At 58.5% G+C, this 10015-nt stretch carries 11 protein-coding genes; 7 read left to right on the forward strand and 4 right to left on the reverse strand.

What is annotated here, in order from left to right; translation table 11 throughout:
* Positions 1-50: 50 nt before the first annotated feature.
* The 3 genes from BMZ40_RS06675 to BMZ40_RS06685 all read right to left on the reverse strand — a co-directional run bounded on the left by BMZ40_RS06675 (position 51) and on the right by BMZ40_RS06685 (position 3645).
* The gene (locus tag BMZ40_RS06675) at positions 51-764 is read right to left on the reverse strand and encodes a rhomboid family intramembrane serine protease (RefSeq protein WP_092373333.1); all 714 of its coding nucleotides are present in this window, start codon (positions 762-764) and stop codon (positions 51-53) included.
* A 3-nt stretch (positions 765-767) separates the two neighbouring features.
* Positions 768-2348: a dephospho-CoA kinase gene (gene coaE, locus BMZ40_RS06680; protein ID WP_092373335.1), complete on the reverse strand. Its 1581-nt coding sequence runs from the start codon at positions 2346-2348 to the stop codon at positions 768-770.
* A gap of 172 nt (positions 2349-2520) precedes the next feature.
* Positions 2521-3645 carry an OmpA family protein gene (locus BMZ40_RS06685; RefSeq protein ID WP_092373337.1) on the reverse strand — a complete coding sequence of 375 codons (1125 nt, stop codon included), beginning with the start codon at positions 3643-3645 and terminating at the stop codon, positions 2521-2523.
* 203 nt (positions 3646-3848) lie between these two features.
* Here BMZ40_RS06685 and dinB point away from each other — a divergent pair, with 203 nt between their 5' ends.
* The 7 genes from dinB to BMZ40_RS06720 all read left to right on the forward strand — a co-directional run bounded on the left by dinB (position 3849) and on the right by BMZ40_RS06720 (position 9353).
* Positions 3849-5087, forward strand: a complete 1239-nt coding sequence (dinB, locus tag BMZ40_RS06690) for a DNA polymerase IV (protein ID WP_092373339.1) — start codon at positions 3849-3851, stop codon at positions 5085-5087.
* A 68-nt stretch (positions 5088-5155) separates the two neighbouring features.
* Positions 5156-5929, forward strand: a complete 774-nt coding sequence (locus BMZ40_RS06695) for a dimethylarginine dimethylaminohydrolase family protein (RefSeq protein WP_092373341.1) — start codon at positions 5156-5158, stop codon at positions 5927-5929.
* Positions 5930-5978: 49 nt separating this feature from the next.
* A complete protein-coding gene (locus BMZ40_RS19530; protein WP_015773999.1) occupies positions 5979-6143 on the forward strand; it encodes a hypothetical protein in 165 nt (54 codons plus the stop codon).
* A 35-nt stretch (positions 6144-6178) separates the two neighbouring features.
* Positions 6179-7000, forward strand: a complete 822-nt coding sequence (locus BMZ40_RS06705; protein WP_092373343.1) for a transporter substrate-binding domain-containing protein — start codon at positions 6179-6181, stop codon at positions 6998-7000.
* Positions 7001-7075: 75 nt separating this feature from the next.
* The gene (locus tag BMZ40_RS06710) at positions 7076-8080 is read left to right on the forward strand and encodes an amino acid ABC transporter permease (RefSeq protein WP_092373345.1); all 1005 of its coding nucleotides are present in this window, start codon (positions 7076-7078) and stop codon (positions 8078-8080) included.
* 9 nt (positions 8081-8089) lie between these two features.
* Positions 8090-8836: an amino acid ABC transporter ATP-binding protein gene (locus tag BMZ40_RS06715; protein WP_092373347.1), complete on the forward strand. Its 747-nt coding sequence runs from the start codon at positions 8090-8092 to the stop codon at positions 8834-8836.
* 31 nt (positions 8837-8867) lie between these two features.
* Positions 8868-9353, forward strand: coding sequence for a hypothetical protein (locus BMZ40_RS06720; RefSeq protein ID WP_092373350.1), 486 nt, complete (start codon positions 8868-8870; stop codon positions 9351-9353).
* Between the two features lie 331 nt (positions 9354-9684).
* Here the strand turns inward: BMZ40_RS06720 and BMZ40_RS06725 are convergent.
* Positions 9685-10015: integrase core domain-containing protein (locus BMZ40_RS06725; protein WP_143075508.1), on the reverse strand; the 331-nt coding region annotated here is incomplete at its 5' end.

The following is a 10015-nucleotide window of genomic DNA, read 5'->3' on the forward strand; positions in this document are numbered from 1 at the left end:
CAAAACAAGAATCAGCGCTTAATTGAGGCAGGGCCAAATGTCCAGTCGCCCTACTTCCACTCCTTCCAGGTTTCGGAACGGTAACAATAATAGCAGCGCGAATCGTCACGAAAGAAACGCAGCAGGAGCATGCCGACCACGAATCCGCCGATGTGTGCCCACCAGGCCACTCCCCCGCCGCCGGCCGGTGCGAGCATCCCGGAAAGAACCTGGGTCATGAACCAGGCTCCAAGATAAAACACGGCGGGCAGTTCGAAGATGAAGGGAATGATCAGGATGGGCAGAAAAGTGACCACCTTGGCATGCGGGTACAAAAAGAAATAGGCGCCCATGACCCCGGCGATGGCCCCGGAGGCCCCGACCACGGGCATGGTGGAGGAGGAATTGGTGAGCATGTGCACCGCGAGCGCCCCAAGGCCGCACAGCAGGTAGAAAAAGAGAAACTTGAAGGGACCCATCACGTCTTCCACGTTGTCCCCGAAAATCCAGAGCGTCCACATGTTGGCGATGAGATGCAGCCAGCCGGAATGCAGGAACATGTGCGTTGCAAGAGGCAACAGCAGCCCTTCGGGATAGCCCTGGAACATGGCCCAATGAGGGTCGAAATAACGGGCCGGGACCACGCCGAAGAGATGAAAGAGTCTGAACTCCTGGGCGTTGCTCAGGCCGAGCCCGGCCAGAAAGAAAGCGATGTTCAGGGCCAGCAGGGTCCACATCATGTAGGATCGATGCCGGGAAGGGATGTTGTCGCGCAGAGGAAACATGGCTCAACTCCCCTCTTCCATGGTGTCCGGATTTTCAAAAATATCCTGCAACTCCTCCATGCACCGCTCGGCGTGGCCGAGCAGCATCCCGTGCACGACCCGGATCAGGGCCCGCGCGCGGGACTCAAGTTCCTCCAGGGAGCCGGAGTTGTCGACCACGAACTGTGCCATGCCCAACTTCCTGTCCTGAGGCCATTGCCAGGCATCGACCATGGCTATCCGCTCCGGACTCCAGCCCCGGCCCTGAAGCCTGTCATGGCGCAGGGAATCCGGGCAATAGACCACCGCCAGCAGATCGATCTCGCCGGCAAGCCCGGCTTCGCACAGCAGGGGGATCTCGGCCAGGGTCACGTCCTCGTCATGCGCGGTCCGAAAGGCATGCAGGGCATGGCGCACCAGAGGGTGGACCAGGCGCTCAACCTCGCGACGCAGGCTGTCGGATTCGGCCAGGGCGTCACGCAGCAGATCCTTGTCCACGCCGCCGCCGGGTTGCGTGAAGCGGCTTCCGAAATGATGTTCCAGAATGGCGCAACCCTCCCCGCCCCTGGCGTAGGCCTCGGCCACTACCCGATCCGAACAGAAAACCGGCACGCCCATATCCTCGGCCACCGCACGGACGGTGGACTTGCCGCTGCCCACGGCTCCGGTCAGGCCGATACAGGCCCGCTCGCGGCAAAGTTCGCGCAGCACCTGCAGAAAATCATCCGGCGGAGGGGCGCAAAATTCCATGGGCTCAGCGCTTCGAGGATGCTCAAAACGCAGTTGCCAGGCATGCAACATCTGCCGGGGGGCGCGGGCGGCAGTTGTCTTATCGGCATAGACCGCGTCCCCCAGAAGGGGATGGCCCAGCGCGGCCATATGCACGCGGATCTGATGAGTGCGCCCCGTCATGATGCGCACCCGGACCAGGGAGGCGCTCCTGTCCGAAGCGCTCCAGAGCAGTTCATAACGGGTCTCGGCCGCGCGTCCGCCACGTTCTACCACGGCCATGCGCGTCTTGATGCTCGGGTGCCGCCCCAGGGCGAGATTCACGGTCCCGGAAGAATCGGGCACTCCGGCGACCAGGGCCAGGTACTCCTTGTAAACCTCGCGGGATGCGAATGCCTGGGTCAGGTTCAGGCGCGCCGACTCGGACAGCGCCATCACGATGAGCCCGGAGGTGTCCTTGTCCAGGCGATGCACGACACCGGGCCGCTCCCCGGACTGGGACAGCAGGGCCGGAAAATGATGAGCCACGCGGTGCACGAGGGTCGGTTCAGCCACCGACGGCGCCGGATGCACGGTCATGGCCGGAGTCTTGTTGATCACGACCAAGTCGTCATCGGCGAACAAAACTTCCAGAGGACCGTCATCGGGAACGATGCTCGAATCGATGTATTCCGGGGCCAAGGTCAGGGTCTGCCCGGGCATGAGCCGGGTTGACGCCTTGGTGCAGACCTGCCCGTTGATGCGCGCCCGTCCGTCCTTGATCCAGGCCTGAACGCGGCTTCTGCCCACGCCCTCCTCTTCAAGACAAGCCTGCCAGAAAACATCCAGACGTTGCCCGACGTCCGCGACGCCAACCTTTTCCACGTATTCCTGCATGCAACCTTCCCGTTTAAACCGTAACCGACCGCCCTCGCATCCTCAGACCAGTCAAAAGATGCCTGTTCTCATCACAACACGCCTTGCGTAGTCACCTTTCGTGCCGCTGACAAATAGAAAAGGCGGCCCCCCGCAAGGGACCGCCTCTATCGATTGCAATCGTCTTGAAAGACTACTTCTTCTTGAAGACGCCCTTCAGTTCGGCGAGGATGCGACGGTTTTCGGCGCGGCCTGCGTCGGTGTCGTTGGTGGCAATGGGCTTGCTCTCGCCATAGCCAACGGCGGAGAACAGCTTGTCGTCCATGCCGAGTTCATTGACCATATAGTCGCGAACGGCCTTGGCGCGACGCTCGGACAGCTTCTGGTTGTATTCATCGGAGCCCACGGAATCGGTGTGACCGGCGATTTCAACAACAGTGAAGGACTGCTGCTGTCTCATGTAGGAGGCGAAATCAGCCAGTTCCTGATAGTACTCGGGCTTGATGTCGGACTTGTCGAAGTCGAAGTGGATCTTGAGGGTGACGATATCGGCAATGGGGCAACCATCGGCGTCAACAGCCAGACCCTTGATGGTGTCGGGGCACTTGTCGATGCAGTTGTTCACGCCGTCGTTGTCGTCGTCAAGGGAGCAAGGATCAACTGCGGCCGTATCGTAGAACACGTCCTGCACGAACTGCTTCAGAGCGGCGTCATCGGCCAACTGGGCAGCGGAAGCTCCAACACCGCAAGGCTTCAGAGCGGTGATGGCATCAAGCAGGGCCTGGTTGCCGTTGACAGTGTCGGCAAAGCTGATGGTGTGGAAACACACGTCGTATTTTTCAGCCATGGCGGCGGCAACCTGCAAGGAGCCCTCGCCGAGATTTTCCTGACCGTCGGACAGAATGATTACCGCATTGCGGCCCACGGCACCCTGCAGGGCAGGCTCAAGGGCGGCGAGTCCAGGGCCGAGAGGAGTGGGGTTGGAACCGATCAGTGTCGGAACCTTGGCGAGGGAAGCACCGTAACCGGCATTGGAATACGCTTCCATACCCTGGAGTTCGCCCGCCGGAGCGGCGGTGTTCAGGCCGCCCATGTAACCAAGCTCGGGGATCATGCCGTTCATACGCTCGAGCAGGGCCTTGGCCAGAACAATTTTTTTGTCCTTTGTGCCAACATACTTTTCATCCATGGAACCGGAGCGGTCCACCAGGATGATGAAATTGTCGACCTTGCGCACGTAATTTTCGGCGGCCACCGCCACGGAGGCGGAAAACATGGCCACGAGCAGAGCCAGAAGAACCAATTTTTTAACTTTCATACGTCCTACTCCTCGGGTTGATATTGCTACTCAGATGAAAAAGGGGACAATTCTCTAAAAACGTGTCTCATTATCTTTAGCTCTATCACATTTTATTGTCAAAGGCAGAAAAACGAAAGAAACATAAAATCGTCTTTGGCAAAGGGCGGCAACGCGAGAAATACGACTTGACCCAAGACTGGGCAGCGCCGACAATCAGCAATATGGAAGATTCTCTCAAGGATGCCCCGGACTTTAAACGGGTCATTTTGCACTTGGACATGGACGCGTTCTTCACCTCCGTAGAACAGGCCGACGATCCTAGCCTGCAGGGACAACCTGTAGTGATCGGACAATCCCTGCGCGGAGTGGCTTCGGCTGCGTCATACGAAGCCAGGAAATACGGCATCAGATCCGCCATGCCCATCGTACAGGCAAAAAAACTCTGCCCTCACGCAGTGTTTCTGCCTGGCCGCATGTCCCGCTACCGCGAAATTTCGGGCACGATCATGAACATCATGCGCGCGTTGTGTCCCGTGGTCGAGCAGGCTTCCGTCGATGAAGCCTATGCGGACATAAGCGGCACGCTGCGAATCTTCGGCCCTCCGGAAAACCTCGCCCGACGTCTGAAGGAAGAGATTCTGTCCGTCACCAATCTGACCTGCTCCGTGGGCATCGCCCCCAACAAATTTCTCGCCAAGATCGCTTCGGACTGGGACAAGCCAGGCGGCCTGACCAGCATCCGTCCCGCCGACGTGCCTACGTTCCTGCATGAACTCCCGCTGGGCAAAATCCCCGGGGTCGGAAAACACTTCCTGGAGGAGCTGCGCCGCATCGGCGTGACCACGGTTCCCCACGTGCTGGCCCGCCCCCGGACCTACTGGAGCGAGACCATGGGCAAACGCGGAGCGTTTCTGCACGACAGGGCGTGCGGCATCGATGATTCAGCGGTGGTTCCCGGCCAGGACCCCAAGTCCTGCAGCGCGGAGAACACTCTGGAGCGGGACACGCTGAACCGGACCCTGCTTGAGCGGTGGTTGCTCATCCAGGCGGAACGCATCGGGAGGGAGCTGCGCGGGCTCGGAAAAAAAGGGCTGACCGTGACCCTCAAGATCAAATTCAAGGATTTCTCTTCCATCACGCGCAGCAGGACCCTGCCCAGGCCCACGGACATCACCACGGAAATCCTCGACGCCGCGCGCAGACTCCTCGCAGCCGAAAAACTCCCCCAGCCCGTTCGCCTCATCGGCACCGGGGTCTCCAATTTCCGCTTCGTGCAGGCCGAACTGCCGCTCATGCCCGATGTGAACCGCAAGCGCAGCCAAAAGCTGGACCAGGCCATGGACCGCATCCGGGACAAATTCGGAAGCACGAGCATCCTCCGAGCCGAGGCCGCGGTCAGGGAAACGGAGGCCATCGATGACCTTTTGTCCCAAAAAAACCGCACTTTGAACGGACAATAATACTTGCCAAAGAAGATTTTTCTTGCTTGGGATTTCCGCTTCGAACATCAAGCATATAAGGATATCCCATGTTCTCTCATGCCATCACCCGCATTCCCGGCCCCGATTACTCCAAAGGTCTGACCACCTCCGCCCTGCCCGCTCCGGACCTTGAGCTGGCGCTCCGGCAGCACGACGCATATGTGCGCTGCCTCGAATCCCTGGGGCTGGCCGTTCAAGTCCTGCCCGCCGCGCCCGGCTTTCCCGACGCCTGCTTTGTCGAGGACACGGCCGTGGTCACCCGCGAGATCGCGGTCATCTCCCGGCCCGGAGCGCCCTCCCGCCGCGATGAAACCCTGTCCATGGTCGGCCCGCTGTCCGCACACCGCCCCCTGGCCCGCATCGAAGATCCGGGCACCCTCGACGGCGGCGACATCCTGCAGGTTGAAAAGCGCTTCTTCATCGGCGTCTCCGATCGCACCAACGAGGATGGCGCAAGGCAGCTGGCCGCCATTCTGGCAGGCCACGGCTACGAAAGCAGTATCATCAAGGTCGCAGCTGGCTTGCACCTCAAATCCAGCCTCAATTTCGTTGGCGAGAACACCATGCTGGTAACTCGTGATTTCGCCGGGCATCCAGCCATCTCCAATTTCAAGCAGATCATCTGCCCCGAAGGCGAAGAGTACGCGGCCAACACCCTGCTCGTGAACGGCACCCTGATCATGCCCACTGGCTATCCCCGGACCAGAGCCCTGCTCGAATCCCTGGGCCTGCCCATCGTGGAACTCGACACCAGCGAATATCGCAAGATGGACGGCGGCCTGACCTGCCTGTCACTGCGCCTCCAAAGCCCTGTTTCTTGAGTTTTCAACCATCACGGCGTAGGGGAATCAACGCGAGGGGGGATATATTATGGAACTGTTCAAAAATCGGTACAAGCGTGAATTCATCGAAGTCGCCTGCCCCAAATGCAAGCAGACCAAAATCATCTGCCTGCCCGAGGAGGAGATACCTACCTGCGAATACTGCAAAGTGAAGATGAACATCAAAGAGGTTCTGACCGAGGGAAAATATTGACCCCAGGCAAGCCTTGTAACCAAAGAGGAGGCTTTATGCGTTTTATGACGAAGATTGTTTTGGCCCTGCTCCTGGTCGCGTTCGCGGCCATGCCGGTCATGGCCGCAGACCACGAACTCGCCCAGAAATCCACCCTGAACCAGATCCTCAAGCGCGGCGAACTGCGTGTCGGTCTCGATGCCGGCTATATCCCCTTCGAGATGACGGACAAGAAAGGCGACATCGTCGGCTTCGATGTCGACATGGCCAAGGAAATGGCCAAGGCCATGGGTGTCAAGCTGACCATCGTCAACACCGACTATGACGGCATCATCCCGGCGCTGATGGCCGACAAGTTCGACATCATCATCAGCGGCATGACCGTCAATCAGGAACGCAATCTGCAGATCAACTTCGCCGATCCGTACATCGTTGCCGGCCAGGCCATCCTGCTTTCCAAGAAGCATGAAGGCAAGATCACCTCCTACAAGGACCTGAACGATCCCAAATACATCGTCGCTTCCCGCATCGGCACCACCGGCGAGCAGGCCACCAAGCGCATGATCCCCAAGGCCCAGTACAAGAGCTTTGAGAAGGAATCCGACGGCGCCATGGAAGTGGTCAACGGACAGGCCGACGCCTTTGTCTACGACCTGCCCTTCTGCGCGGTCTTCATGGCCCAGCAGGGCGGCGCCAACCTCGTCCTGCTGGACAAGGTCTTCACCTACGAGCCGCTGGGCTTCGGCGTGAAGAAGGGCGACCCCGATTTCCTGAACTGGCTGGACAACTTCCTGACCCAGATCAAGGCCGACGGCCGCTTCGACCGCATCTACGACAAATGGATCAAGGGCACCGAGTGGCTCAAGGAAATCCAGTAATCAAGCAATGTTGAGGGATCCGGCTTCCATGCCGGATTCCTCGTTTTCATGACTTAAGCATCACTAGGACGGATAATGGCCACCTACACCGGACTCGATCGGCCCAAAAGCAAGTTTTATTACCAGTTCTGGAGTTTCGCCTTCGTGATAGGGCTCTGCGGCGCCATGGCCCTGCTCTACTTCTCCACGAAAAAAGTGGAGTACACGTGGAGATGGAACCGCGTGCCGCAGTATTTCATCTACGACGACAAGGTGAACATCCGCGCCGAGATGGAAGGAACCATCACCTCGATAACAAAGTCCGGCGAGAACGTGCTCGTGACGGTGCAAGGCGACGACGGCGAGGAGAGCCACACCCTGCCCGGCACCTCACTGCTGCTGGCCCAGGGCGACTATGTCTATGCGGGCGACAACATCGGCTTCTACACCCAGACCAAGCCTGGAATCCTGATCGAGGGGTTGCTGCTGACTCTTGAGGTCAGCGCTCTGGCCATCGTCTTCGGCATCCTGCTCGGCCTCTTCACGGGCCTGGCCCGCATCTCCGACAACCCGGCCCTGCGCTGGGGAGCCATCGCCTACATCGAGCTCATACGCGGTTCACCGCTTCTGGTGCAGATTTTTCTTTGGTATTTCGTGGTCGGCACGGTCATCAACAGCATGTTGTCCCAATACGGGATCGGCCAGATTCCTCCGCTCTGGTTCGGCGTCATGGCACTGGCCATCTTCACCGGCGCCTACACCGCCGAGATCGTGCGCGCGGGCATCCAATCCGTGCACCGAGGGCAGATGGAGGCAGCGCGCTCGCTCGGGATGACGTACAACAAGGCCATGCGCAAGGTCATCCTGCCCCAGGCCTTCCGCCGCATCCTGCCGCCCCTGGCCGGACAGTTCATCAGTTTGGTCAAGGACTCGTCCTTGCTCGGCGTCATCTCCATCCGCGAGCTGACCAAGGCCTCCCGCGAGGTGGTGTCCTCGTCCCTGCAGCCTTTTGAAATCTGGATCGTGTGCGCCATCCTGTACCTGGTCCTGACCTTTACCCTGTCCATGTTCGTGCAGTATCTCGAACGCAAGGCCATCTAGAGGATATTCATGCACAAGCAGCCCATCATCGACGTTCAAAACATCGACAAGTTCTTCTACACCCCGGAGCGCCTTCAGGCCTTGAACCGCGTCTCCTGCACCGTGGCGCACGGCGAGGTCGTGGTCATCATCGGACCGTCCGGGTCCGGCAAATCAACCTTCCTGCGCTGCCTGAATCGGCTGGAATACGCCGATACCGGCCACATCATCATCGACGGCGTGGACATTCTCGATCCCAAATGCGATATCAACGCAATTCGCGCCGAGGTGGGCATGGTCTTCCAGTCCTTCAACCTCTTCCCGCACAAGACGGTGCTGGAAAATCTGACCATGGCCCAGATGACGGTGCGCGGACGTTCGAAAAAAGAGGCCGAGGCCAAGGGCATGGCGCTCCTTGAAAAGGTCGGCATCGCCGAAAAGTTCGCGGCCCGGCCCGAACAGCTTTCCGGCGGCCAGCAGCAACGCGTGGCCATCGCGCGCTCCCTGGCCATGGACCCCAAGATCATGCTCTTCGACGAACCCACTTCCGCCCTCGATCCGGAAATGGTCGGCGAGGTTCTGGACGTCATGAAGAACCTGGCCCGCGAAGGCATGACCATGGTCGTGGTCACCCACGAAATGGGTTTCGCGCGCGAAGTGGCGGACCGGGTCCTCTTCATGGACAAAGGCGAAATTCTGGAACAGGGCGCGCCTGAACATTTCTTCACCGCGCCCACCCTGGAACGAACCAAGGAGTTTTTGGGGCAAATTCTCTGATCTGACAACGACAAACCGAGGAAGGAGCGAGATGAGCAAGGCGCTACAGAATCAATTGGCCAAGACCATCAAGGAACAGGGGGACATGGCCCGGGACATGGCCATCGCGGAACTCAAGGATCTGAAAAAAGACCTTCTGGAACTGGAAAAGGCCCTGAGCACCAAAAAGACTCCGGATCAGGGTCTGCTCATGGACATCTCCCACGGCGCCTTCGAGCTCTTCCGCACCGCCTCCATCGTCCTTGAAACAGACAATTTGCAGGAACAGCTCCAGCATGCCGCAGAAGCCGGCAAGGACCTCGAATACCTGGAAAAGAAAGGCGCCATCCTGCTCACCAAACCCGAAGGTTGGCACTGGTTCACGCCCAAGGGAGAGATGCTCTTCCTGGCCGCACCGAACGAGACCCGGCTGGCTGCCCAGAAACTGCAGGAACGCATCAGCCGCAAAACCCCGGCAAAGTCCGCCCCCAAACCCCAACCAGCCCCCAAAGCCCCACCCATTTCGCTGGAAGATTGATCCTGGCTCAAACACAAGAATGCCCGCCGGACCGGAAGGTTCGAGCGGGCTTTTTCATTTCTGATCTCATTGCAAATAATCCCGCGCAACAAAACCAAGCCCGAGGTTGAAGCCGAATATTTACAGAGAAATCCGCTAAACAGTTTACAGATTTCAGTATAGATATGTGCATGTATAACTGGGCAATAAATATAAGTCCTCCTACTAAGTCGACTAATGTCTTACAGCTTATTATTCTTGACGATTCTGGTTCCGTGGGGCTCAACTTCAGCGGGCATAATTTGTAGGTTTTTCTGATGTTTCAGCACATGGAACTGTAACCCTCCCCAAGTTAGTGCCATCCAAAAGTAGAGACTTCCTTGGGTGAATTTTTCATGAGGAACTCTGCCGGGGTCAAATTGCCAAGAGATTCATGGGGCCGTTCCTCGTTGTACTGCCTCAGCCAATTCTCCGTAATTTCTTTCACTTCCGTCAGGGATTTGAACAGATAGAAGTCCAGCACCTCTTCCCTGTAGGTCCTGTTAAAGCGTTCAATGTACGAATTCTGTGTTGGCTTACCTGGCTGGATGAACTCCAATTCCACACCATTCTTCTCGGCCCAGTCAGCCAGCAACACGGAAATCAGTTCCGGCCCGTTGTCCATTCTCAGCTTGGCAGGCAAC

Origin of the sequence: Desulfomicrobium apsheronum, assembly GCF_900114115.1 — a bacterium.
GTDB classification, from domain to species: domain Bacteria; phylum Desulfobacterota; class Desulfovibrionia; order Desulfovibrionales; family Desulfomicrobiaceae; genus Desulfomicrobium; species Desulfomicrobium apsheronum.